Origin of the sequence: Anaerococcus sp. HMSC075B03, from assembly GCF_001815585.1 — a bacterium.
Lineage (GTDB): Bacteria > Bacillota > Clostridia > Tissierellales > Peptoniphilaceae > Anaerococcus > Anaerococcus vaginalis.
On record NZ_KV821183.1, the window covers coordinates 65,529 to 88,022 of the forward strand.

The 22,494-nt window shown below is 29.4% G+C and carries 26 protein-coding genes; 17 read left to right on the forward strand and 9 right to left on the reverse strand.

The genetic code is table 11. The features are described 5' to 3' along the window. Positions 1-5 precede the first annotated feature (5 nt). Genes HMPREF3045_RS04450 through rbsB form a run of 3 tightly spaced genes read left to right on the forward strand, consistent with a single transcriptional unit; the run spans position 6 to position 3,376 of the window. Positions 6-1,487, forward strand: coding sequence for a sugar ABC transporter ATP-binding protein (locus tag HMPREF3045_RS04450; RefSeq protein WP_070737253.1), 1,482 nt, complete (start codon positions 6-8; stop codon positions 1,485-1,487). Next, positions 1,484-2,428, forward strand: a complete 945-nt coding sequence (locus tag HMPREF3045_RS04455) for an ABC transporter permease (protein WP_004839717.1) — start codon at positions 1,484-1,486, stop codon at positions 2,426-2,428. Before HMPREF3045_RS04450 ends, HMPREF3045_RS04455 begins: the two co-directional genes overlap by 4 nt. 9 nt (positions 2,429-2,437) lie before the next feature. Continuing rightward, positions 2,438-3,376, forward strand: coding sequence for a ribose ABC transporter substrate-binding protein RbsB (gene rbsB, locus HMPREF3045_RS04460; protein WP_004839719.1), 939 nt, complete (start codon positions 2,438-2,440; stop codon positions 3,374-3,376). A 172-nt stretch (positions 3,377-3,548) separates the two neighbouring features. Here the strand turns inward: rbsB and HMPREF3045_RS04465 are convergent, their stop codons facing one another. From HMPREF3045_RS04465 to gnd, 6 genes are read right to left on the reverse strand one after another with little or no spacing between them, the layout of a single operon-like run. Then, on the reverse strand, positions 3,549-3,992 hold the full coding sequence (locus HMPREF3045_RS04465; protein WP_070605662.1) for a PTS sugar transporter subunit IIA: 444 nt from the start codon (positions 3,990-3,992) through the stop codon (positions 3,549-3,551). Positions 3,993-4,030: 38 nt separating this feature from the next. After that, a complete protein-coding gene (locus HMPREF3045_RS04470; protein ID WP_019118999.1) occupies positions 4,031-4,534 on the reverse strand; it encodes a PTS sugar transporter subunit IIB in 504 nt (167 codons plus the stop codon). 1 nt (position 4,535) lies between these two features. Beyond that, positions 4,536-5,390: a PTS system mannose/fructose/sorbose family transporter subunit IID gene (locus HMPREF3045_RS04475; protein WP_019118998.1), complete on the reverse strand. Its 855-nt coding sequence runs from the start codon at positions 5,388-5,390 to the stop codon at positions 4,536-4,538. A gap of 14 nt (positions 5,391-5,404) precedes the next feature. Next, positions 5,405-6,238: a PTS mannose/fructose/sorbose/N-acetylgalactosamine transporter subunit IIC gene (locus HMPREF3045_RS04480; protein ID WP_070737256.1), complete on the reverse strand. Its 834-nt coding sequence runs from the start codon at positions 6,236-6,238 to the stop codon at positions 5,405-5,407. 28 nt (positions 6,239-6,266) lie between these two features. Continuing rightward, the gene (locus HMPREF3045_RS04485; protein WP_070737259.1) at positions 6,267-7,256 is read right to left on the reverse strand and encodes a D-isomer specific 2-hydroxyacid dehydrogenase family protein; all 990 of its coding nucleotides are present in this window, start codon (positions 7,254-7,256) and stop codon (positions 6,267-6,269) included. A gap of 1 nt (position 7,257) precedes the next feature. After that, a complete protein-coding gene (gene gnd / locus HMPREF3045_RS04490; protein WP_070605673.1) occupies positions 7,258-8,163 on the reverse strand; it encodes a phosphogluconate dehydrogenase (NAD(+)-dependent, decarboxylating) in 906 nt (301 codons plus the stop codon). Between the two features lie 220 nt (positions 8,164-8,383). Between gnd and HMPREF3045_RS04495 the strand changes: the two genes are divergently transcribed. Further along, positions 8,384-9,241 carry a MurR/RpiR family transcriptional regulator gene (locus HMPREF3045_RS04495; RefSeq protein WP_019118994.1) on the forward strand — a complete coding sequence of 286 codons (858 nt, stop codon included), beginning with the start codon at positions 8,384-8,386 and terminating at the stop codon, positions 9,239-9,241. Positions 9,242-9,279: 38 nt separating this feature from the next. Here the strand turns inward: HMPREF3045_RS04495 and HMPREF3045_RS04500 are convergent, their stop codons facing one another. Together HMPREF3045_RS04500 and HMPREF3045_RS04505 are read right to left on the reverse strand one after the other, a co-directional pair. Then, entirely contained in the window at positions 9,280-10,023 is a 744-nt protein-coding gene (locus HMPREF3045_RS04500; protein WP_070737262.1) for an SDR family NAD(P)-dependent oxidoreductase, read from the reverse strand. Next, on the reverse strand, positions 10,023-11,465 hold the full coding sequence (locus HMPREF3045_RS04505; RefSeq protein WP_070737265.1) for a nicotinate phosphoribosyltransferase: 1,443 nt from the start codon (positions 11,463-11,465) through the stop codon (positions 10,023-10,025). Before HMPREF3045_RS04505 ends, HMPREF3045_RS04500 begins: the two co-directional genes overlap by 1 nt. A 112-nt stretch (positions 11,466-11,577) precedes the next feature. Here HMPREF3045_RS04505 and HMPREF3045_RS04510 point away from each other — a divergent pair, with 112 nt between their 5' ends. From HMPREF3045_RS04510 to sdaAA, 3 genes are read left to right on the forward strand one after another with little or no spacing between them, the layout of a single operon-like run. After that, a complete protein-coding gene (locus HMPREF3045_RS04510; RefSeq protein WP_070737268.1) occupies positions 11,578-12,225 on the forward strand; it encodes an HAD family hydrolase in 648 nt (215 codons plus the stop codon). Continuing rightward, positions 12,225-12,881, forward strand: a complete 657-nt coding sequence (sdaAB, locus tag HMPREF3045_RS04515; protein WP_070605682.1) for an L-serine ammonia-lyase, iron-sulfur-dependent subunit beta — start codon at positions 12,225-12,227, stop codon at positions 12,879-12,881. The genes HMPREF3045_RS04510 and sdaAB overlap by 1 nt, the downstream gene beginning before the upstream one ends. A 3-nt stretch (positions 12,882-12,884) precedes the next feature. After that, positions 12,885-13,766, forward strand: a complete 882-nt coding sequence (sdaAA, locus tag HMPREF3045_RS04520; protein WP_019118989.1) for an L-serine ammonia-lyase, iron-sulfur-dependent, subunit alpha — start codon at positions 12,885-12,887, stop codon at positions 13,764-13,766. Positions 13,767-13,827: 61 nt separating this feature from the next. Here sdaAA and HMPREF3045_RS04525 read toward each other — a convergent pair whose 3' ends face one another. Further along, positions 13,828-14,202 carry an SdpI family protein gene (locus HMPREF3045_RS04525; RefSeq protein ID WP_070605684.1) on the reverse strand — a complete coding sequence of 125 codons (375 nt, stop codon included), beginning with the start codon at positions 14,200-14,202 and terminating at the stop codon, positions 13,828-13,830. Positions 14,203-14,348: 146 nt separating this feature from the next. Between HMPREF3045_RS04525 and HMPREF3045_RS04530 the strand changes: the two genes are divergently transcribed. From HMPREF3045_RS04530 to HMPREF3045_RS04575, 10 genes are all read left to right on the forward strand, one after another. Then, complete coding sequence (locus tag HMPREF3045_RS04530; RefSeq protein WP_070737271.1) at positions 14,349-15,506, forward strand: glycosyltransferase; 1,158 nt, start codon at positions 14,349-14,351, stop codon at positions 15,504-15,506. Then, on the forward strand, positions 15,487-16,494 hold the full coding sequence (locus HMPREF3045_RS04535; protein WP_070737274.1) for an LTA glycolipid anchor biosynthesis glycosyltransferase, IagA/BgsA family: 1,008 nt from the start codon (positions 15,487-15,489) through the stop codon (positions 16,492-16,494). Before HMPREF3045_RS04530 ends, HMPREF3045_RS04535 begins: the two co-directional genes overlap by 20 nt. Then, positions 16,491-17,183 carry a hypothetical protein gene (locus HMPREF3045_RS04540; protein WP_070737277.1) on the forward strand — a complete coding sequence of 231 codons (693 nt, stop codon included), beginning with the start codon at positions 16,491-16,493 and terminating at the stop codon, positions 17,181-17,183. Before HMPREF3045_RS04535 ends, HMPREF3045_RS04540 begins: the two co-directional genes overlap by 4 nt. Before the next feature lie 265 nt (positions 17,184-17,448). Beyond that, positions 17,449-17,805, forward strand: coding sequence for a DUF2089 domain-containing protein (locus tag HMPREF3045_RS04545; protein WP_004839748.1), 357 nt, complete (start codon positions 17,449-17,451; stop codon positions 17,803-17,805). Beyond that, positions 17,798-18,871: a DUF4097 family beta strand repeat-containing protein gene (locus HMPREF3045_RS04550; protein ID WP_070737280.1), complete on the forward strand. Its 1,074-nt coding sequence runs from the start codon at positions 17,798-17,800 to the stop codon at positions 18,869-18,871. Before HMPREF3045_RS04545 ends, HMPREF3045_RS04550 begins: the two co-directional genes overlap by 8 nt. A gap of 494 nt (positions 18,872-19,365) precedes the next feature. After that, complete coding sequence (locus HMPREF3045_RS04555) at positions 19,366-19,632, forward strand: glycine zipper domain-containing protein (protein ID WP_070737284.1); 267 nt, start codon at positions 19,366-19,368, stop codon at positions 19,630-19,632. Next, positions 19,633-19,992: a GntR family transcriptional regulator gene (locus tag HMPREF3045_RS04560; RefSeq protein WP_070605699.1), complete on the forward strand. Its 360-nt coding sequence runs from the start codon at positions 19,633-19,635 to the stop codon at positions 19,990-19,992. Then, complete coding sequence (locus tag HMPREF3045_RS04565; protein ID WP_070737287.1) at positions 19,992-20,681, forward strand: ABC transporter ATP-binding protein; 690 nt, start codon at positions 19,992-19,994, stop codon at positions 20,679-20,681. The genes HMPREF3045_RS04560 and HMPREF3045_RS04565 overlap by 1 nt, the downstream gene beginning before the upstream one ends. Further along, the gene (locus HMPREF3045_RS04570; protein ID WP_070737290.1) at positions 20,674-21,486 is read left to right on the forward strand and encodes a hypothetical protein; all 813 of its coding nucleotides are present in this window, start codon (positions 20,674-20,676) and stop codon (positions 21,484-21,486) included. Before HMPREF3045_RS04565 ends, HMPREF3045_RS04570 begins: the two co-directional genes overlap by 8 nt. A 64-nt stretch (positions 21,487-21,550) precedes the next feature. After that, positions 21,551-22,477: a type I phosphomannose isomerase catalytic subunit gene (locus HMPREF3045_RS04575; protein WP_004839757.1), complete on the forward strand. Its 927-nt coding sequence runs from the start codon at positions 21,551-21,553 to the stop codon at positions 22,475-22,477. Positions 22,478-22,494: the final 17 nt, after the last annotated feature.

Sequence of the window (22,494 nt, forward strand, 5' to 3'; positions counted from 1 at the left end):
ATTTTATGAAAATTGAAATGAAAGATATTTACAAGTCTTTTGGTAAAAATGATGTTTTAAAAGGAGTGGATTTTACCTTAAATGATGGAGAAATTCATGCTTTGGTAGGAGAAAATGGAGCAGGAAAATCTACTTTGATGAATATTTTGTCAGGAGTTCTTTCTAAAGATAAGGGAGAAATTTTAATTGATGGCAAAGAAGTTGACATAAGTGATACAAATGTAGCCAAAAAATATGGAATAAGTTTTATCCACCAAGAATTATCTGATTGGCCAGAGCTTACTGTTATGGATAATATCTTTATGAATAATGAAATAAAAAATGGAATTTTTCTTGATAAGGCAAAAATGAGAAAAAAATGTATAGAACTTCTTGAAAGATTTGATTTAGATATAAATCCAAAAACAAAAGTTTCTGAACTTTCAGTTGGGCAAAGACAGATGATGGAAATAGCAAAGGCTAACTTAAATAAAGTAAATGTTCTAATTCTTGATGAACCAACATCTGCACTTACAAATAATGAAATTGACAAATTATTTAAGCTAATAAAAAGACTAAGAGATAAAAATGTTTCTATGATATATATTTCTCATAGAATGGAAGAAATTTTTTCATTAACTAATAAGATTACAGTAATGAGAGATGGAAAATCCGTATCAGTAATGGATACTAATAAGACTGATGAAAGAGAAGTTGTTTCTTATATGGTAGGTCGTGATATTGGAGATTTTTATCCTGAAATGGATGCTGAAATTTCTGATGTAAAGATAGAGCTTAAAAATTTTAATAGAGAAGGATTTTTTAAAGATATAAATATAAAAGCAAAAAAAGGAGAAGTCCTTGGTATTTCTGGGCTTATGGGAGCAGGAAGAACAGAGATTATGAGATCAGTATTTGGCCTTGATCCTAAAGATAGTGGAGAAGTATTTGTAGATGGTAAAAAAATAGAAATAAAAAATCCAGCAGATGCAATAAAAAATAAAATTGGCTTTGTAACAGAAAATAGGCAAGAAGAAGGATTGATTCTTGATGAATCAATTAGAGAAAATATTTCTCTGTTAAATTTTGACAAATTTTCAAAAAATTCTTTTATAGATAAAGCAAAAGAAAAAAATCTTTCAGATAATTTGGTAGATAGTTTTAAAGTTAAGACCCAATCATCAGAAAGCAAAATTAGCGATTTATCTGGAGGTAATCAACAAAAAGTAGTTTTTGCAAAATGGTATGCGATTGGTCCAGAAATATTAATCCTTGATGAGCCAACTAAAGGCGTTGATGTAGGAGCAAAAAGAGAAATTTATGATTTAATAAAAGACCTTACTAATAAGGGAGTTTCAATCATACTTATATCAAGCGATTTGCCAGAGCTTATAAGTTTATCAAATAGAATTTATGTAATTCATGAAGGAAAAATACAAGGAGAACTTTTAAAGAAAGATGCTAGCCAAGAAAAAATAATGACCCTTGCAACAGGAGGAAGGTTATGAGTAATATAAAAAATCGATTTAAAGAAAATCAAAATTTAGGGACAATAGTTGCCTTGCTTATTTTGATATGTTTTGTGAGCGTACTTAATCCAGCATTTTTGCAAGTTAGCAACTTGTTAAATTTGATGCGCCAATTAATCATAAATGGTTTTGTGGCATTAGGAATGACTTTTGTAATTTTAACAGGAGGAATTGATCTTTCAGTTGGTTCAACTCTTGCCTTAAGCTCAGCAATTTTTGCAGGACTTTTACAAAATGGGACAAATACAATTCTTGCTATACTTGTAGCTATTTTATTAGCTATTATTTTGGGGCTAATAAATGGTTTGTTGATTACAAAAGGAAAACTTGCACCATTTATAGTAACACTTGCAACTATGACAATATTTAGAGGACTTACTTTAGTTTTTATGGACGGTAGACCAATAGCAGGACCTAGAGATGACTTTGCTTTCCAATTTTTAGGAAAAGGACAAGTTTTAGGAATTCCTTTCCAAGTTATTTTATTTATAATTGTTTATATAATACTTTGGATGATTTTAAATAAAACTTCTTATGGTAGAAAAATATTTGCCGTTGGAGGAAATGAAAAAGCAAGTTTTATTTCAGGGATTAATATAGCAAAATCAAAAACATTTGTATATGTAATAAGTGCCTTGATGGCAGTTATATCTGGTCTTGTACTTACATCAAGATTAAATTCTGCTCAACCAACAGCTGGTTCAGCCTATGAAATGGATGCTATAGCAGCAGTAGTTTTAGGCGGAACAAGTATGACAGGTGGAAGTGGATCATTAACAGGAACATTAATAGGAATTTTAATTTTAGGAGTCCTTAATAACGGACTAAATTTATTGGGAGTTTCAAGTTTCTATCAACAAATAGTAAAAGGAATTGTAATATTAATAGCAGTTCTAATAGACAGAAAGAGAAATAAATAGGAGAAAAATATGAAAAAATTTAGAAGAATATTGGCAGTTTTAGCTATAGCTATGTTTACATTCACAGCTTGTAGCGTCGAAGGACAAGATAAAAATGATAATGCATCTAGTAATGCAAAAGAAGAAACAAAAGCCAAAGATGGCGAATATAAAATTGGAGTTTCTTTATCAACTTTAAACAATCCATTTTTTGTATCAATAAGAGAAGGCGTTGAAGAGGCAGCAAAAGATGCAAACGCAAAAACAATTATAACAGATGCACAAAATGATTCTTCAACACAAAACAACCAAGTAGAAGATCTTATAACACAAAAAGTTGATTTGATTATAATTAATCCAGTAGATTCAACAGCAATTTCAACATCAGTAAAAAAAGCTAACGAAGCAAATATACCTGTAATATGCGTTGATAGAAATTCTGATGAGGGAGAAATTGTAAGTTTAATTGCAAGTAATAACGTAGAAGGTGGTAAACTTGCAGGCGAATTTATTCTTGAAAAAATTGGAGAAAATGCAGAAGTTATTCAATTAGAAGGAATTCCTGGAGCAAGCTCTACTCGTGAAAGAGGAGAAGGATTTAAAAAAGCTACAGATGGAAAAATAAATCTATTAGCAAGCCAAACTGCAAACTTTGATAGAGCAGAAGGAATGACAGTAATGGAAAATTTACTTCAAGCTCAACCAGATGTAAAAGCAGTATTTTGTCAAAATGATGAAATGGCATTGGGAGCAATAGAAGCAATAAAAGCTAGCGGAAAAGATATTGTTGTAGTTGGATTTGATGGAAATGAAGACGCAATAAATGCTGTAAAAGAAGGTTCAATGTCAGCAACAGTTGCTCAAAAACCAAAGGAAATGGGAAAAATCGCTCTAGAAACAGCAATTAAATATCTAAAAGGTGAAAAAGTAGAAGAAAAAGTAGATTCACCACTAGAATTAATCAAATAAAACAAATTCCCAATAATAAGCCTAAAATTAATTACTAACTATCAGAAAATATTAAATTAAAATACCAAGGTTAAACATATTAGCCTTGGTATTTTTAAATCTAATTTTAAAATAAAAAAAATCGTGCTAGAGATATTTTCTAGCACGATTTGTAAGGGAAAAAAATTTTTATCTAAAAATCATCATCTTCATCTGGGTTTTCTATTTGTATATTTTCATATTTCCATTCTAAGACTTCTTGTTTTGTGATTTCTAGGATATTTTTTACAACTTGGTCTATGTTTTCTTCTAAGACTTGTCCATTTATTGCTTGAATCAGCATTTGGAAATTTAAATTTCCTATTAATGATATTTTTTCATTATTTTCTAATTTTGATATGGCAATTTGGCTTTGGGTGTAAGGGGATGCTGAAATTAAATCTGTAAAGACAATTACTCCATCGCCTTTGTCTAAATTTATTATTTTTTCTTTTATTTTTTCGTTGAAATTATTTATGTCATCTTCTGGATATAAACCTAGATAATCTATGTTTTCTGCTTGACCAAAAATAATTTCTGCTGAACTTTTAAATCCTTGTGCAAGCTTTCCGTGACTTACAATTAGTATTCCTATCATTTTTTATCCTTTCTTAATTTAAGGGGAGCTTAAATGATTTATAAATCAAAATTTTTTAAAACTTCGTCTAAACTTGATTTTGGTGCTGATGGGGTTGCTTGAAAATAAATATTGTCTATTTTATAATCTTCTCTTAACTCTTTTAATTTTTTGGCATCTTCTTTGTTAAGATAAACTGATTTTGTAACTAACAAATCATTTTCGTCTTTTTTTGCTATGCCTCCAACGTTTAATTCGCAAACTTCAACGCCGTGTTTGATTAATTTATAAAATACATCTATGCTTTTTGCAACTAGGATACAATTATAATCTTTAAATTTGTATTTGTCCCAATAGTAGAATGCTCTTTGTTCGTTTAAAACTATTGTTTTCTTTCCTGTTCTATTTCCAGCACTTTTGTATAAATCTTTCATAAAAGTTTCGTTGTAAACGACATCATCTACTACAAAAATTGAATTTACTCCGTCTTTTTGCGATAGGGTAATCATTACTTGTCCGTGAATTAATCTTTCGTCAACTCTACCTAATACTACTTTTCCCATTTTATAATATTCCTATTCCTGCTAATACTGCTAAAATTATTGTTAAACCTAATAAAGCTTGAGTAACTTTTAAACCTTTTTTCAAATAAAAAACATATACGCCAAGAACTGTTACTAATGGCAAAGCTCCTGGTAATACTTTATCTAAAAGCTCTTGGAAAACAAATTCTTTTCCTGAAATTGTAAATTTTAATGCTGAGCTTACTTTTACATAGTTTGCTGCTAAAATTCCCATCATAAAAAGTCCCAAAGCTGATAAAATATTTATTGCGTTTTGAACTCCTGTGCTTTTTAATAAACTTGATGCGTTTTTACCTAAAACAAATCCTTGTTTTGCAAAAAATCTTCCGATAAAAACTTGGTATAAGGAAAATCCTACGAATGGAAACAAAGCTCCCATTGGGGATCCTGCTTGTGCCCAAGAAATTGCTATTGCTATAAAAATATATTGGATTGTTCCTGAATCAATTGCATCGCCAATTCCTGCAAGAGCTCCCATTAGCCCTGCTTTTGTATTATACATCAAATCATCGGTCATTGTTATTTCTTCGTTGTTGTATTCTTGAAGGGCTCTTTCTTGTTCCATTGATGACATAAGACCTGTGATTATTCCACCGCCCCAAGTAAGTTGGGTATTGAAGAATAACAATTGTCTTTTGTAAGCTTTTTTCAAATCTTCTTTATTTTTATATAATTTTTTCAAAACTGGCATCATTGCATATAAGAGGGAAGGTGCCAAATATCTTTCAAAAGTGTGAGGAATTTCGTTTGCGAAATGCCATCTTAAATATGCTTTTCTAACATCTTTTAGCTCTAATTCTTCTGGAGCCATTTCGTCTTTTTTTATATCTTGCATTTTAAAACCTCCTACTAAAAGTCATCTTCTTCTTCAAATGTCATTTCACGTTCGCTTGAAGTTTCTGTTTTTACTTCTTTGTCTTCTTTGGCTTGATTTTTATTTCCTACTGCCAAAATTGAAATTATTGTTCCTAAAATTGCATAAACTAACATATTTACATTCATATCTTTTAAAATTACGCTTAAAAAATATGCTAATAGGAAAAATAATAAATAATCTTTTCTACCTATTACATAAATTGTTGTTGCAATACCGATTGCGGCAAGTCCTCCGCCGACTACATCTAGTATGTGTAAAAATACTGTTCCTTCAAGTTTTGCTACAACATCAGCGATTACTGGTGCGCCAAAATATAAAGCTACAAAGATTAATGGAACAAATAAAACAAAAGATGCTATAGTTGGATATGTTATTATTGATCTTTTGATTGCTTTTTCATCCATTTTTTCAATTGCGACGTCAGTTTTTTTGCCTATAAAGGTATTTAGGAAAAATCTAAATTGGTAAAGATAAGATCCTAAAAATCCAACTGGAACGGCAATGGCAATTGATGCTTCTGGTGTTAAATTTCCTAATAGGGCAACTGGAACTGCTATTGCAGCTGCAACTGCAGGTTCTGATGGCATTGAGCCACCTGGAGAAAATACTCCCATATATATTAATTGCAAACTTGCAGTTACTATCATTGCATCAGCAATTCTTCCCATAACAATTCCTACAACAAGGCCTGTCATTAATGGCGAAAATCTTAATGTTAAAGATGCGCCACCCAATAGCCAACGTGACATAACGCCTGCAACCCACAAAGCTATTAATAAACTTTTTGCTACAGATAAGGTCTCCATTTTTTCCTCCTAAATTTTTTAAAAATTTTTATTCCACAAAGGGACTTTCTTTTTGCACACATCTTTTTGGAAGTTTTTTATTGTGTACATTATAAACATCATTTACACAACTTTCTCCCATTGCATACAAACATTCTTTTGTGTAGGCTGATGTGTGAGGTGTAATTATTACATTATCAAATTGCAAGTAGGGATGATTACTTCTTGCAGGCTCAACTTCCATAACGTCTGTTGCAAGAGCTTTAACTTTTTTATTTTTTAAAGCATCAACCATATCTTTTTCATCAATTAGAGCGCCTCTTGCGGTATTTGATATATAAACTCCATTTTTCATTTTTGATATTGTGTTTTTATTTATCATGTGATAATTTTCTTTTGTCAAATTTGCGCATAAACAAATCACATCAGATTTTTTTAAAAGTGTTTCAAAATCAACTTTTTCTACGCCAAATTGTTCTAGTTCTAATTTGTCTTTGTAAGGGTCATAGCCTAATACTCTACATTGAAAACCTTCTCTAAGTGTTCTTGCAACTTGGCTTCCGGTATTTCCAACGCCGATTACGCCAACAATTTTGTGGTAGAGAGAATTTCCTACAAAATTTGCTCTCATTTCCCATTTATCATCTCTTACTTTTTTGGAAGAATTTATAGTCATTCTCATCAAAGCCAATAGATTTGTAATATTATTTTCTGCAACTGAATCTCTTTCTACCAAAGAAGGAACAATAGAAACAATTACTCCTTTTTCTTTTGCACAAGTTAAATCTACATTGTTGTAGCCAATTCCATGCCTTGAGATAAGCCTTAAATCATCTACATTTTCAAAAAATTCTTTATCAAAAAATGGTGTAACGCTCGCTATTATATATTGGTAGCCTTTTAGCATTTGACCTAGAGATTTTCCATCTATATTTTGGTCGACTTCAAAGCGATCTACTTGTCCAATTTTTTCTAGTTTTTTTATATGGTCTGGAAAAATTTTTCCAAAACTACTAGAATTTACAATAGCAATTTTCATTTTATTTATCCTTTTTTACAAGATCGTGTCCGCCAAAACCATTTCTTAGTTGAGCTACAACTTTATTAGAAAAATTATCATCAACATTTATTTTACTTGTATTTCTTACAAACAAAGAATTAGAAATAACTGGAACAGGAACGTCAAGTCTTAGTGCTTCTTCAACTGTCCATTTACATTCTCCATTTGCATTTATAACGCCGGAATGAGAATCAAGTTTTGGATCTTTGGCAAAGCCTTCTTGAGCAAGTTCAATTAGCCAAGACCTAATTACAGATCCGTGATTCCAAACTTTTGAAACATCTTCGTAATCATAATCAAATTCGCTAGCTTCCAAAACTGCAAATCCTTCGCCGATAGCTTGCATCATTCCATATTCAATTCCATTGTGAATCATTTTTAAATAATGACCAGAACCAGCACGTCCTGTATATAAAAGTCCATCTTCACAAGAAATTGCTTCAAAAAAATCTTTTACTTGATCGTAATATTTTTTTTCTCCTCCAACCATAAGACAAGCGCCGTTTCTAGCACCACTCATTCCGCCAGAAGTTCCACAATCAAGAAAACCAATATTTTTTTCTTTTAAAATTTCGTAATGCTCTAAAGTTTTTTTGTAATTAGTATTTCCAGTATCAATTACAATGTCGTCTTTATTAAGTTTTTCTTTTAAAAGAAAAATCATGTCATCAGTGATTTTTCCTGCAGGCAAACTCAGTAAAATAAATTTTACATCATCTAATTTTTCTATAAGTTCATCGATAGAATTTGCGATTTTAAAATCTTTGCTTGCTTTTTTTCTTACATTTTCATCTACATCATAGCCAATTACTTCAAAATTATTGTCGATGGCATTTAAGGCTATGTTGTAACCCATTTTTCCAAGTCCCAAAAAACCTATTTTCATATAAACTCCTTTCTTTTTTTGATAACCTTTTCAAATGATTAAAAAAAATATTTTTCCAAAAAATTGTAAGGCTATCTGTAGTTCATTATTTAAATAAATTATACGAAAAAAATTTTTACTTGTCAAACGGTAAAAAAACAAAAAAATTTTGCAAATAAAAATTTCTATTCAAATTTGCAAATTTATGTATAATATTAGTAAGAATAGATTGGAGGATGTTTTGAACCGATATTTAGAAAGAATTATTTTGTCTAAAAAAAGTACCTTTACAAAAACGGAAAATTTTTATGCAGAATATTTTTTAAAATTAGATGATGAAATATTAAATAAAACTATATCAAATGTTGCTGAAGAAACAGAAAGCTCCACAGCGTCAATTTTTAAATTTATAAAAAAACTTGGCTTTAAAGGCTACAAAGATTTTCAATTAAACTTAGCTACAAATATAAATAAAAATTCTGACGATTCGCTACTTACAGCTATAACAAGTGTAAATGAAAATGACAGCCCTGATGAAATAGCCAACAAAATTATGGCGTTTAATATCCAATCAATGTATACGCTAAAAGAAGATATTAAAAATATTCCTTTTGAATCTTGTTTGAATTTGATAAAAAAATCCAAAAAAATTCACTTTTTTGGCATGGGAGGATCAGCAACCATAGCTTACGATTCATATCATAAATTTTTGAGAACAAAATATATGGTAAATTATATTTCGGATTCTCACATGCAACTAAGTGCTTGCACAAAGATGGACGAAAACGACTGTATTTTTGTATTTTCACATTCAGGAAGAACGCTAGAGGTAATAGAAGTTTCAAAAGTTGCAAAAAAAAATAAGGCAAAAATTATTGCCCTTACAGGAAATCCAAAATCTGAAATGGTAAAAATCTCAGATGAGGCTATGATTTTACCATCAATAGAATCCGAACACGGAACAGAATCCTTAAATGCAAGAATTCTTTACCTAACAGTCATGGATATACTTTTAATATCTTTGATGTATGATAATGTCGAAGAAAATAAAAAATATATGAAAAAAAGATTGGATGCACTAAAAGTTACAAAAAAATAGAAGGCATACTTGCCTTCTTTTTAATTTGAAATAAAAAATTAATACATAGAAAGTTTTTTCTCAATCCACATTATAAAAGAATGAGGGAAAATTTTTGAAATTATTAATAAAATTTTTGCGCTTGGGTGGGTAGTTATTAGGTCTTTTTTGCCCATTTTTTTAATTGCTTTTGCCACCATTTTTTCTAAATTTTCATTTCCTAAATTTTTTATTCCGCCCGAAGTATTATTTGATTTTTCTAAAAATTCTGTTTCGATCCTGTTTGGGCATAAAACTGAAATTTTTATATCCTTAAACTCTCTCCTTACAGCTCTTGAAAATGATAAGACATAGGACTTACTTGCAGCATAAAGGGCAAATTTTGCCTGTGGAATAAATGCTGCTGATGAGGCTATGTTTAAAATTATTCCATCTTTTTGGAAAAAATCTAGAGATATTTTTGTCATTGCTGTGAGAGCTTTTATATTTAAGTCCAAAGTTTTCATATCATTATCAAAACTTGTGTTTTTAAAATAATCATTTTCTCCCATGCCTGCAGAATTTATCAAAAGTCCTATTTTTTTGTTTGAAATTTCTAATTCTTTTTTTAAAGCTTCAAAAGATTTTTCCTCACACAAATCAAGGGCAAAAATCCTTGCCCTTGTTTGTAGTTTTTTTGATAAATCATGAAGTCTTTCAGTTCTTCTTGCGATTAGCCAAATTTCTTCATAATTTTTTTTGTCAATTTGCCTTGCAAATTCATAGCCTATGCCTGAACTTGCTCCTGTAATTATGGCTATCATTATTTGCTCATAGCCTTCATTATTAGATTTTGTTTTAAATTCCACAAATCGTGAGAAAGGTCGACGTAATAATTGTGAGGTTGGTCAAATCTTTTTACCTCATCCCACAAGGATTTCACTTCTGACTTGCAATATTCGTTTATTTCTTCAATTTTTGGAGATTCATAAACTTTTTTGCCTTTTTCAAAAATTGGAATTTGCATTTTTCGAATTTCATAATTTTCCATTCTTTTCATCTTCCATGTAAAGTGTGGATCAAAAATTACAAGTGGTTTAGTTTCATCAACTTTTTCTTCTTTTAAGGTTATATAATCAGCTTCTGCCTTGCCAGTTTTTTTGTCGTACAATCTGTAAACTTCTTTTAGACCTGGTGTTGTAATTTTTTCTACATTTTCTGATACTTTTATTTTTGCAGTCTTGCCTTTTTTGTCTTCAACTTGAACAAGTTTATAAACTCCACCAAAAACTGGATCAGATTTTGCAGTAATTAATCTTTCTCCGATTCCAAATGAATCAATTTCTGCGCCTTGTTGGAGTAGAGATTCTATTTTGTATTCGTCAAGTGAATTACTTGCAACAATTTTTGCATCCTTGTAGCCATTTTCGTCCAAAATTTTTCTACATTCTTTTGAAAGATAGGCAAGATCGCCAGAATCAATTCTTACACCGCCAGTAAGTCCCAAAGGCTCTAAAACTTCTTTGAAAATTTTCATAGCATTTGGTAGGCCTTGTTTTAAAACATCATAGGTGTCAATTAATAAAATGCAGTTATCTGGATATAATTTTGCATAAGCCAAGAATGCTTCGTATTCGCTATCAAAAGATTGAACCCAAGAGTGAGCCATAGTTCCCCCAGCAGGATAAGCATACATTTGACTTGAAAGAGTATTTGAAGTGATTGGAGCGCCGGCTATAAAGGCAGACCTTGCTCCTTTTACAGAAGCGTCAGGGCCTTGAGCACGTCTTGCCCCAAATTCCATAACAGTTCTTCCCTTTGCAGCCCTTACAATTCTATTTGTTTTTGTAGCAACAAGGGAGCCGTAATTTAAAGACAAAAGCAAATAAGTTTCTAAAATTTGTGCCTCAATTATTGGAGCTCTTACAGTTACAATTGGTTCAGATGGAAACATTGCTGATCCTTCTGGAAATGCCCAAATATCTCCTGTGAATTTAAAATTTTTCAAATAAGTTAAAAATTCTTCCGAAAATTTTGTATTTTTTCTAAAATATTCAATATCTTCATCATCAAAATGAATATTTTCTACATAATCAATAATATCATCTAAGCCAGAAAAAATTGAAAATCCTCCGCCGTCAGGATTTTTTCTGTAAAATGCATCAAAAACTGCAATCGTATCTTTCATTCCACTTTCAAAATATCCATAAGCCATAGTAAATTCATAAAAATCACTGAGCATAGATAAATTTCTTCTTGTTTGCATATTTTCCTTCCTTATTATTTTTTCGTTTCACATATTGTTTTTATTATACCACTAATGAGTGGTATAGTAATAATAGTTTGGCACAAATTGGCAAACAAAAGGAGATACATAAATGTATATTTTTGATATAGATGGAACACTTTTAAATACGATTGATTCTATTTCATATAATATAAACCAAACTTTAAAAAATTTTTCTTTAAGTCAAGTACCAAAAGAAAAAATTGAGGAGTTTGTAGGAAATGGCCCGAGGGTTTTGATTGAAAAAACTCTTGATTATATTGGCTTTGAAAAATCTGAAAAAAGAGAAAAAATTTTAAATGCTTATAACAAAAGATATGATGATAATCCAACCTATCTTACAAAGCCTTATGATGGAATCGTAGAAGAGCTTGAAAAAATAAAAAAGATGGGCGAAATTTTGGTTGCTTTTTCTAACAAGCCAGATTCCACTTGCAAAAAAGTTATAGGGGAGATTTTTGGAGAAGGCTATTTTGATTTTATTTTAGGATATAGAGAAGATATAAAAAGAAAACCGTCGCCTGAGGGTATGTATATAATAAAAGAAAGATTTGGTGTCGACTATTCGGATATTTTTTATTTTGGAGACAGCGAAGTCGACATGGAGTGTGGAAAAAATGCTGGAGTATTTACTGTAGGATGTGCTTGGGGCTTTAGAGAAAGAAAAATTCTTGAAAATTTAAAGCCAAATCTTATAATAGATAGTCCAAAAGAAATTTCAAAAATAAGGAGAGTATAATGGCAAATTTATCAGTATTTGATATTATTGGACCTGTAATGATTGGCCCATCATCATCCCATACTGCGGGAGCAAACAGAATTGCAAAAATCGCAAGAGATTTGGGCGGAGAAGGATTTACAAAAGTTGATTTTTATTTACACGGATCATTTGAAAAAACTTACCAAGGTCACGGAACAGATAGGGCTTTGGTTGGAGGAGTTTTGGGCTTTGGACCAGAAGATGAAAGATTAAGAGATTCATTTAAAATAGCTGATGAAGCAGGAATTACTTATAATTTTATTCCACAAGATATGGGAGAAGTTCATCCAAACACAGTAAAAATTGTTCTTTACTACCCAGACGGCCATGAATTTAAATTGAGAGGCTCATCAATTGGTGGCGGAAATATTATGATAAATCAAATAATGGACAATGAAGTAGAATATAATGGAAAAAATCCTACAATTATTTGTACCTATCCTGAACAAAAAGGAATGATAGCTTTCATTTCAAATGTTTTGTTTGACCACAATTATAATATAAAAAATATGAAAACTATAAACAAGGGCAACACAATTATGTTAATTGTAGAATTAGATCAAGATTTGGAAGAAGAAGTTTACAAAGAAATTGAAGCCGGCAAGAATTTTGAATTTATAAAATATTTGGGGTAATTTATGAAAACAACAATGGAATATATTAAAAATAGAATAAAAGAAGAAAACAAGGAAGTTTGGGAGATTGCGCTTGAAGATGAAATGGAGCTAACAGGAAAATCAAGAGAAGAAGTTTTTGAATTATTACAAAAATCTCTTGATGTTATGAAAGAATCTTCACAAAAAGCTCTTGATAAAAAATTAATGTCAATGACAAAAATGACTGGTGGAAATGCAAAATCAATGAATAATTATTTTCTATCAGAAGATACAATAATGGGAGATTTGCCAACAAAGGCAATGGCTATGGCTTTTTCAACATCAGAAGTAAACGCATCAATGGGAAAAATCGTAGCAAGTCCAACAGCAGGATCTGCAGGAATTGTTCCAGCAAGTTTAATGGCAATGCGTGAAAAATATGGATATTCTGATGAAGAATTGATAAAAGCAATTCTCGTTGCAACAGAATTCGGACAAATTATTGCTGACAATGCAACATTTGCTGGAGCTGAGGGCGGATGCCAAGCGGAATGCGGTTCTGCAGCAGCTATGTGTGCAGCTGCAATTTGTTATTTGAGAGGATGTGACATTGACGTGATGGAAGATGCGGCATCAATTGCACTTTTATCAATAATGGGACTTGTGTGCGATCCGATAGGAGGAATGGTAGAATTTCCTTGCAATATTAGAAACGCATCAGGAGTTATAAATGCACTTTCTGCAGCTGATATGGCAATTGCTGGAGTAAAAGTTTTGGTAACATTTGATGAAACAGTAGACGCCTTAAAAGAAGTAGGCGATGCCCTTCCAGCAAGCCTAAGAGAAACAGGCGAAGGCGGAGTTGCAGCTTGTCCATCAGCTATAAGATTAAAAAGAAAATATATAGACAAAGAAGAAGACTAAAATTTTTAAATAAAAATCTCAAAGAAAAAAATAAAGCTATTTTACTTTTTGTAAAATAGCTTTATTTTTTATCATCTTCATCATCTTTTTCATCTTTTAAATTAAATTTTTTTCTCATGTGGTGTCTTAAAATTAAAAGTAAAAGGATAAAATATAGGATTGTAAAAACAATTAGAAGGATTACGCATATATTTCTTTTTATTTTGAAATACAAAATTATTGGATAAATTATGCCAAATAAAATTATTCCAAGAATTATTGAAAGATTTCCAGCAAAATTATTTCCGTATTCCCAACATTCTTTATTGTAACAAACTTCCCAAATGTGAAATCCAACTCTCATTTTTGGATAGTCTGTGTGAAATTTTTTGAAAAATATTCCTACATAAATTGAAAAGAATAATAAAAGCACATCGCCAACTATTAAATTTCCCAAATTATCACCCTTTCTTTGAATTAATACTAGATAAAATATACCCCAATTGATATAAATTGAAAAATATTTACTTTTTGCATACAATATTAATAGACTTTGTAAGTTTATAATGAAAGAAATGTTAAGTTAGTTAAAGAGGTGATTCAATGAAAATTTTAATTACATCCGATTGGTACGATCCCGTCGTCAATGGTGTAGTAAGATCAATTTTAAATTTAAAATCCTATCTAGAAGATAGGGGATTTGATGTAAAAGTTTTAACCCTCTCAAATTCAACTGAAAGTTATAAAAAAGGAAATGTTTATTATATAGGAAGTCTTGGTGCAGGGAAAATTTATCCAGAGGCAAGGATTTCTGCAACTTTAAGAAATAAATTCATTAAGGAAATAAAAGATTGGAAACCAGATATTGTTCACTCACAATGCGAATTTTCTACTTTTATGATGGCGACAAAAATTGCCAAGAAATCATCTTGTCCCTTAGTTCACACCTATCATACAATTTATGAAGACTATACTCACTATTTTTCTCCATCAAAAAAGGTGGGCAAAAAAATGATTTCGGTTTTTTCAAAAGCAATTGCCGATAGGGTTGAAATGATTATTGTTCCAAGCGAAAAAACTAGAGAAATTTTAAAATCTTATGATATTGAAGATGAGAAAATAAAAATAATTCCTACTGGAATAGAAATGCCAGAAAAATTGGAAGATAAAAATAAAATCAGAGATTATTACGGATTTGATGCAAGCGATAAAATAATTCTTTATTTGGGTAGGCTTGCCGAAGAAAAAAATATTGAGGAACTAATTGATTATTACGAAAGGCTTGATATAGAAAAATTAAAATTTATTCTTGTTGGTGGCGGACCTTATTTAAAAGATTTGAAATCTTATGCAAAAAATATTGATAAAAAAATATATTTTGCGGGTATGGTTAAGCCTATGGAAGTAAATAATTATTATAGAATGGCAGATGCTTTTGTTTCTGCAAGCAAGTCCGAAACTCAAGGACTTACTTATTATGAGGCGATGAGCAATGCTACTCCTGCGATTTGTAGAAAAGATTACTGCCTTGATAAGGTAATAATTGATGATTTTAATGGCTACCAATATGAAAATTTTTCTGATTTTAAAAAATATTTGGAAATGATTTTTCTTGATAAAGAAAAAAGGGATAAACTTTCTAGAAACGCAAGAAAATATGCTTTGGAAAATTTTTCTATAGATTCTTTTGGCGAAAATTGCGAAAGATTATATAAAGAAGCAATCAAAAAAGGTAGGACACATGAAAATTCTTATTTATAATGAAGATTATCAAACTGTAAAAGAATCTGGCGTTGGAAAAGCAATAGACCATCAAAAAAAGGCTTTGGATTTGGTTGGAGTTTCATATACCTTAAATCCAGATGACGATTATGATATTTGCCACATAAATACAGTTTTTCCAAAGTCTGCTTTTTTTGCAAATAAGGCGAGAAAATCTGGAAAAAAAGTTGTCTATCATGGGCATTCCACCAAGGAAGATTTTAAAAATTCTTTTATCCTATCAAATGAGCTTGCACCATTTTTCAAAAAATGGCTTATACATTGCTACAAAAAAGGAGATTTGATTTTAACACCAACCAAATATTCCAAAAATATTTTGGATTCATATAAGATTGGAAAAGAAATTAAAGTCGTATCAAACGGAGTCGACCTAGATTTTTGGAAGAAAAAAGAAAATGACAGGGAAAATTTTTACCAAAGATATAAGCTTGATAAAAATAAAAAATCAATCATTTCAGTTGGCCTATTTATAGAAAGAAAAGGAATTTTGGATTTCGTAGACCTTGCAAAAAAACTTCCCCAATACGAATTTGTGTGGTTTGGAGAATTGAAATTAAGTTTAGTGCCAGAAAAAATCAAAAAAGCTGTCAAAACAGATTTAAAAAATTTACATTTTCCAGGCTATGTTAGCCAAGAATTATTGCGAGAAGCATATTCAGGATCAGACCTTTATATATTTCCGACATTTGAAGAAACCGAAGGAATAGTTTTACTAGAGGCCCTTGCAACAAAAGCCGACACAATAATTAGAGATATAGAAATTTATGAAAATCTCAAAGACGGAAAAGAAATTTATAAAGCAAAAGACAAAAAAGAATTTTACAAAAAAATAAAATTGATTTTGGAAGGAAAATATCCTTCATTAAAAGAAGAAGGCTACAAGCTCGCCCAAGAAAAATCCATAGAAAATATAGGCTTGAAACTAAAAAAATATTACCAAGACCTATTAGAAAGAGAAGAAAAATGAGAAGTGTAATAAAATTTATAAGCTATGCCCTTTTGATTATTTTGCTGCCAAGTTTTGTAATGCTATTTGTGACAAGCCTTGATACAAGCAATTTTATGTTAATTTTTTTAGGACAAATTTTAGTTTTTCTAATATTATTAAGTTTTTATTTTCTAATTAGAAAAAATACAAAAAAATACGAAGACAAAACAAAAAAAGAAATCGAAAACGAAAAAAATATAGAAAAATTAAAAAAATTAAGAAATGAAAAAATTTCATACAAATCAAAAGCAAATATAACAAAAAGAATAATAGAGATTTCCTATTCAAAAGAAGAATGCGAAAATCTTAAAAAATACACATCAACCTACGACGATATGATTTTTTATTATTCATCCCTTATAAAAAACGAGAGAGATGATAGAAAAAATTACAAACAAAAAAGAGATAATTTCATAAAAAGATACAAAAATAGACATTTTATTTTCCCGGATTACAAAGAAAATTTAAAAACTTCAATAAAATGGATAGGAGTATTTTTGATTTTCTCCCTAATTTCATATTTAAATCCATTCAAATTCATAAAAAATCAAGAAATTTACGGGATAGTAGTACTATTAAATTTTACTTTTAACCTAGCACTTGTAGTAAATACAATTATTTGGATCCTAAGAAGCTTGAAAAGTTACTGGGCAAAAAACTTATTTTAAAGCATGATAAATTATAAATGAGAGAAATGATAAGTTGTTTATCAGTTATAGTTATATATTTTTGATTTTTTTTAATAGTTTGAGACAAAAGTTTTATCTTTTGTCTTTTTTTTTGGAAAATTTTTGAAGATTAATTTTTGAAATGATTTAATTAAAATAAAATATTAAATTAATTAAGATATACTATTTAAATATTAAAAAAATTAAAAACAAACTTTACAAAAATTAAAATGGTGGTATACTTATTTTATAAAGGAGGCGGGTTTTGATTAATAAATGTCCTAATTGTGGTGGTGACTTGGTTATCACTTCTTATAAATGTAATTCATGTTTTACTGAAGTTAGTGGAGAATTTGAAATGGGTAAGTTTCAAAGACTTGATATTGAGGATTTGGAATTTATTGAGCTTTTTTTGCAAAAGCGTGGCAGTATAAAAGATGTTGGAGAGAGTTTGGGAATTTCTTACCCGACTGTTAGAAATAGAATTGACAAGATTGTAAAAAAACTTGGTGGAAAAATAAATAAACAAGAATCTAGAATAGATATTTTGAATATGGTCAACAGCGGAGAGATTACTCCTGACCAAGCAAGTGAACTTTTAAAGGAGCTTAAAGATGAATGAAGAAAAGAAAATGATTTTAGATATGTTAAAAGAAGGAAAAATTACAGTTGAACAAGCTAGCGATCTTTTGGAGGCAGTTGGCAAAGACAAGTCTAAAAATAATGAGGAAAGTTTTGTTGATAAATTATCAACTTCTTTTGAAAAAATTATGAAAAAGACAAGTGAAACTATTTCAAATTTTGATTTTGATATTGATCTTGATAGCGTAAATATTCCTAATATTTACCATATAAATTCTCAAAAAACTGAAAATCAAACAAAAATTGATGATGATGTGAATGCTATAGAAATTGATCTTATAAATGGTTCTTTGGATATTGAAAGAGCTCAAGAAAATCATATTATGGTTGATGAGAAAGTTTATTTCAAAAACAAAGAAGACCAAGTAAATGATTATTTAAATATTGAAGTTGTTGAGGACAAATTAATTGTAAGTGTAAATGAAAATTATAAGTCTTTGGATGCAAGTGCGAATGTAAAATTATATTTGGGCAAAAATATTTATGATAGTCTTGATATAAATATTGTAAATGGTCAAGTTGAACTTTGTGATGTTGATTTTAAGGAAAATAATATTGAATCAACTAATGCAAGATTTACTATTATAAATTCTGCTGGAAATATTGATTTGAAAAATACTAATGGAAAAATTGAAATTAGAAACACAAATGGAAATCTTGAAGTTTCTAATGTAAATGGATCAGTTTATCTTTCAAATATTTCTGGAGAAAATGCAAATGTAGATCTTGTAAATGGCTCTATAAGAATTGATGGCTTAAATATGGAAAAAGTTGCTCTTTCATCAAAAGCTGGTTCAATTAAAATTTTTAAAATCGTTGATGCAAAAGAAGTTAATATAGGAACACAATTTGGATCAGTTGTAATTGATACAAATGAATTTAATAAAAATATAAAGGCTTTGATTAAATCATCATCTTATTCAATTGCGGATAAATTTAAAAATAAATTGCAAACAAAAGATGGCTATCAAGTTTCAACTAATCCAGAAGAATCAGATTTAGATTTGGATATAAAATCAGCTTTTGGTAGAGTAAGCATTAGATAAAATAGAAAATAAAACAAAAAGGTCTTAGGAGAAATCCTAGGGCCTTTTTTGTTTGGAGATTTTGAAAAATAGGTTTTAAAATCACTTATTTAGTTTAGTGTATTTGTTTAAAAAATTTAGCCTTGTTAGGCTAAAAATTTTTGAGGCAATTACCAACAAATATTTGCAAAAGAAAAAATGAAATTATTAGAAAAGAGCGTAAATTTTGAGGGATTATTTTCAAATTTTCTTTCAATTTAGATATTAAATTATATTTATTAGGAAATGTAAAAATTTTTGTAAAATTTGAGTAAATATTTTAAGAATTTTCAAAAAAAAACAAAATCAAATTTTAAAAAATAATTAGTAAAAGCTTTTAAATTAGGCGTTTAGCGTATTTTATTTTTTAATTTTAAAAATTTTAAAAAAGACTTTACAAAAATAAAAATCGGGGATATAATATTATTGTATTAAGAGAGTGATACAATAATACAAAAATACAAAAAGGAAAGTGAATGAATATTTTAAAAATAATTTTGCCTATGGGGCTTTTGGGGTTTTTATTTGTATTTATTATAAAAAAACTTGAAAAAAGCGAAAAAATTAAAGGCGAAAATCAAAATTACAAAAACAAGCAAAATTATTTGGCAGAAGGTATGACTATTGGAATGAGTTTTGGTATAATTTTTGGTTCTTTGTACGATAATATTGGAACTTTTCTTCCGATTGGAATGTTGATTGGTTTGGTTGTTGGGCAAGCGATAGAAAAAAAGGAGGCTTAAATGGAATTTGATAATGATAGACCTATTTATCTTCAAATTTTAGAAGATTTTAAGTCGAAAATTTCAAGTGGCGTGTGGAAAGCTGGCGATAAAATTGATTCTGTTAGAAATCTTGCCAAGGATTATGAAGTAAATCCAAATACTGTCCAAAGAGCTTTGGCTGAGCTTGAACGCGATAGACTTTGTAAAAGCCAAAGGACAAGTGGAAGATTTGTAACGGATGATGGGGATTTGATAAAATCTTTATCAAAAAATGCTTTTGAAATAATTTGTGAAGATTTTATTAACAATGCAAAAAATTTAAAAATTTCAAAAGAAGATGCTCTTGATGGTCTTGAAAAATTTTGGGAGGTGGACTAATGTTAGAGATTAAAAATTTATCTATTGCATACAAAAATAAACTTGTTTTGGATAAGCTAAATTTATCATTTAAAAAAGGAGAAATTGTTGGGCTTTTGGGACCTAATGGATCGGGAAAAACAACTTTGCTTAGAATTCTTGCAGGTCTTGAAAAAAATTATAAGGGCGAGGTAAAAATTGGTGGGGAAAATCCAGACTATCTTACAAAATCTTTTGTATCCTACCAACCAGACCATCTTCCTTTGGACAAATCATATAATTTGATTCAAATTTCAAATTTATATGACGACTTTTTTGAAGATTTTTCAAAAGAAAAATTTGAAAAAATAATAAGAGATTTTAAACTTGATATGAAGATGAAAATAAAAAATATGTCAAAGGGTATGAAAGACAAGGTGCAAATTGCTCTTTCTCTTTCAAGAAAGTCCGATTTATATCTTTTGGATGAGCCAATGAGTGGGATTGATCCTGCAAGTAGGAGAAAAATTATGGATGTAATAATTGATAATTTTGATTCAGAAGGCCTTATGATTATTTCAACTCATTTGATTAGTCAAATCGAAAGACTTTTGGATAAGGTTGTATTTATTTCTGATGGAAAAATTATTTTGGAAGAAAATATTGATGATTTGAGACAAAATCACAAGATGGGAGTTGAAGAATACTTTGAGGAGGTTTTCAATGGCTAAATTATTAAAACACCAATTAAAAGAAAATATTAGGGACATAATTCCTTGGATGGTAATTCCTTTAATTTTGTCACTTGTATTAAATTATATAAATTTATATTTTGACTCAGCGTTTTTGGATTTTATCACAGTTATTTCAATGGTGGTTATGTATTCATCCTTTGCAATTTCAATGATAATTGTAATTTTAAACGATTACAAGAAATTTTATGGCGAAGAGGCTGCCTTTTATGATGTCCTCCCAGTAAAATCAAAAGATATAACCACATCAAGAGTTTTAAATATTATGATTATTGCCTTACTTGCAGGTCTAGTATTTTTGATAGAATTTTTTGGATTTTTAGTTATTTCTACAGGACCAGATGGACTTGGAGTAAAAGAATTGTTTGAAGGATTAAAAAGATTTTTTGACCAATTTCCATCAAAAACATTAATAATAGGAACAATAACACTAATAGTTTCTTTGCTTGCAACACTTACAAGAATTTTGGCATCAATAAGCATTGGCTCAAGCAAAACTTTCAAAGATATGGGAAAATTTGGTCCGGTTTTGGTATTTATAATAATAACAATAATAGTTTCTATTTTAGGACTTACATTTGGATTGAAATTTTTTGAAACATTTGGAGTAAGAGTATCAGAAAGTTCAACACAAACACAAAATGGATTTTATTTAAGCGATATAAAAACTGTAGAAGAATTTACAAGAATGTTGGGAATTGGTGCTATACTTGACCTAGTAGCATCATCAATACAAATTTATCTCACAAATTTCTTCCACAAAAACAAACTAACAGTAGCATAAAATAGGCTCAAGGATTATCCTTGGGCTTTATTTTTTTCTTAGTATAATAAAAAAGAGGTGACTTATGGAAAAAATATTATTTTTAGAAGGAAAATTTGTAGAAAAAATTTGGGGAGGAGATAGGCTTAAAAAAGAATTTCTTTACCAATTCGAATCAAAAAATATTGGAGAATATTGGGCGATTTCTGCTATGAAAGATTTCCCATCAAAAATTTTAAATGGAAAATATAAGGGTGAAAATTTAGATTTTTTATATCAAAACCACAAAGAAATTTTTGGAAATGAAAAAAAAGAAAAATTTCCCCTATTGATAAAACTAATAGATGCAAACGATGACTTATCAATCCAAGTCCATCCAGATGATGAAATGGCAAAAAATGAAAATTCCTACGGCAAAAGTGAGTGTTGGTATATTTTAAATGAAAATCCGGCAAAAATAATCTATGGCTTAAAAACAAAAAACAAAAAAGAAGCCATTGACCTAATAGATAAGGAAAAATGGGAAGATTTATTAAAAGAAGAAAATTCAAAAAAAGGAGATTTTTTTAAAGTGCCAGCCGGCATGGTTCATGCCATAAAAAAAGATTCCTTGATTTTGGAAATCCAACAAGCGTCAGATATAACTTACAGACTTTATGATTACAATAGGAAAGATAAAAATGGAAACAAAAGAGCTTTGCACCTAGAAAAATCAAAAAAAGCCTTAAAGTGCCTAGACACAGAAAAAATCCACGAAAATTTAGAAAAAAATATAGAAATTTTGTATGATAATGAGTATTTTACAGTAAAAAAAATAAATGTAGAAAAAGAAATTTCGTTTGAAAGAAAAGAGCCATATATTTTAGAAAGCATAATAAAGGGATGTGGGGAAATTATAATAGATGATGAAACATATCCAATAAAAAAAGGAGATTTTTTTATAATAACAAATTATGCCAAATCCTATTCTTTTAAAGGAAATCTAGAAATCGTAGAATCATCTTCAAAATAAAAGACCATCGGAAGATG

Coding starts and splice junctions, on each gene's coding strand:
- HMPREF3045_RS04475 (WP_019118998.1), bottom strand. CDS start 5,390: ATGCAAGATATAAAAAAAGACGAAATGGCTCCAGAAGAATTAGAGCTA.
- HMPREF3045_RS04470 (WP_019118999.1), bottom strand. CDS start 4,534: ATGGGAAAAGTAGTATTAGGTAGAGTTGACGAAAGATTAATTCACGGA.
- rbsB (WP_004839719.1), top strand. CDS start 2,438: ATGAAAAAATTTAGAAGAATATTGGCAGTTTTAGCTATAGCTATGTTT.
- HMPREF3045_RS04565 (WP_070737287.1), top strand. CDS start 19,992: ATGTTAGAGATTAAAAATTTATCTATTGCATACAAAAATAAACTTGTT.
- HMPREF3045_RS04510 (WP_070737268.1), top strand. CDS start 11,578: ATGTATATTTTTGATATAGATGGAACACTTTTAAATACGATTGATTCT.
- HMPREF3045_RS04540 (WP_070737277.1), top strand. CDS start 16,491: ATGAGAAGTGTAATAAAATTTATAAGCTATGCCCTTTTGATTATTTTG.
- HMPREF3045_RS04560 (WP_070605699.1), top strand. CDS start 19,633: ATGGAATTTGATAATGATAGACCTATTTATCTTCAAATTTTAGAAGAT.
- HMPREF3045_RS04570 (WP_070737290.1), top strand. CDS start 20,674: ATGGCTAAATTATTAAAACACCAATTAAAAGAAAATATTAGGGACATA.
- HMPREF3045_RS04450 (WP_070737253.1), top strand. CDS start 6: ATGAAAATTGAAATGAAAGATATTTACAAGTCTTTTGGTAAAAATGAT.
- HMPREF3045_RS04550 (WP_070737280.1), top strand. CDS start 17,798: ATGAATGAAGAAAAGAAAATGATTTTAGATATGTTAAAAGAAGGAAAA.
- HMPREF3045_RS04535 (WP_070737274.1), top strand. CDS start 15,487: ATGAAAATTCTTATTTATAATGAAGATTATCAAACTGTAAAAGAATCT.
- HMPREF3045_RS04455 (WP_004839717.1), top strand. CDS start 1,484: ATGAGTAATATAAAAAATCGATTTAAAGAAAATCAAAATTTAGGGACA.
- HMPREF3045_RS04530 (WP_070737271.1), top strand. CDS start 14,349: ATGAAAATTTTAATTACATCCGATTGGTACGATCCCGTCGTCAATGGT.
- HMPREF3045_RS04480 (WP_070737256.1), bottom strand. CDS start 6,238: ATGGAGACCTTATCTGTAGCAAAAAGTTTATTAATAGCTTTGTGGGTT.
- HMPREF3045_RS04555 (WP_070737284.1), top strand. CDS start 19,366: ATGAATATTTTAAAAATAATTTTGCCTATGGGGCTTTTGGGGTTTTTA.
- sdaAB (WP_070605682.1), top strand. CDS start 12,225: ATGGCAAATTTATCAGTATTTGATATTATTGGACCTGTAATGATTGGC.
- sdaAA (WP_019118989.1), top strand. CDS start 12,885: ATGAAAACAACAATGGAATATATTAAAAATAGAATAAAAGAAGAAAAC.
- HMPREF3045_RS04485 (WP_070737259.1), bottom strand. CDS start 7,256: ATGAAAATTGCTATTGTAAATTCTAGTAGTTTTGGAAAAATTTTTCCA.
- HMPREF3045_RS04465 (WP_070605662.1), bottom strand. CDS start 3,992: ATGATAGGAATACTAATTGTAAGTCACGGAAAGCTTGCACAAGGATTT.
- HMPREF3045_RS04575 (WP_004839757.1), top strand. CDS start 21,551: ATGGAAAAAATATTATTTTTAGAAGGAAAATTTGTAGAAAAAATTTGG.
- HMPREF3045_RS04500 (WP_070737262.1), bottom strand. CDS start 10,023: ATGATAGCCATAATTACAGGAGCAAGTTCAGGCATAGGCTATGAATTT.
- gnd (WP_070605673.1), bottom strand. CDS start 8,163: ATGAAAATAGGTTTTTTGGGACTTGGAAAAATGGGTTACAACATAGCC.
- HMPREF3045_RS04505 (WP_070737265.1), bottom strand. CDS start 11,465: ATGCAAACAAGAAGAAATTTATCTATGCTCAGTGATTTTTATGAATTT.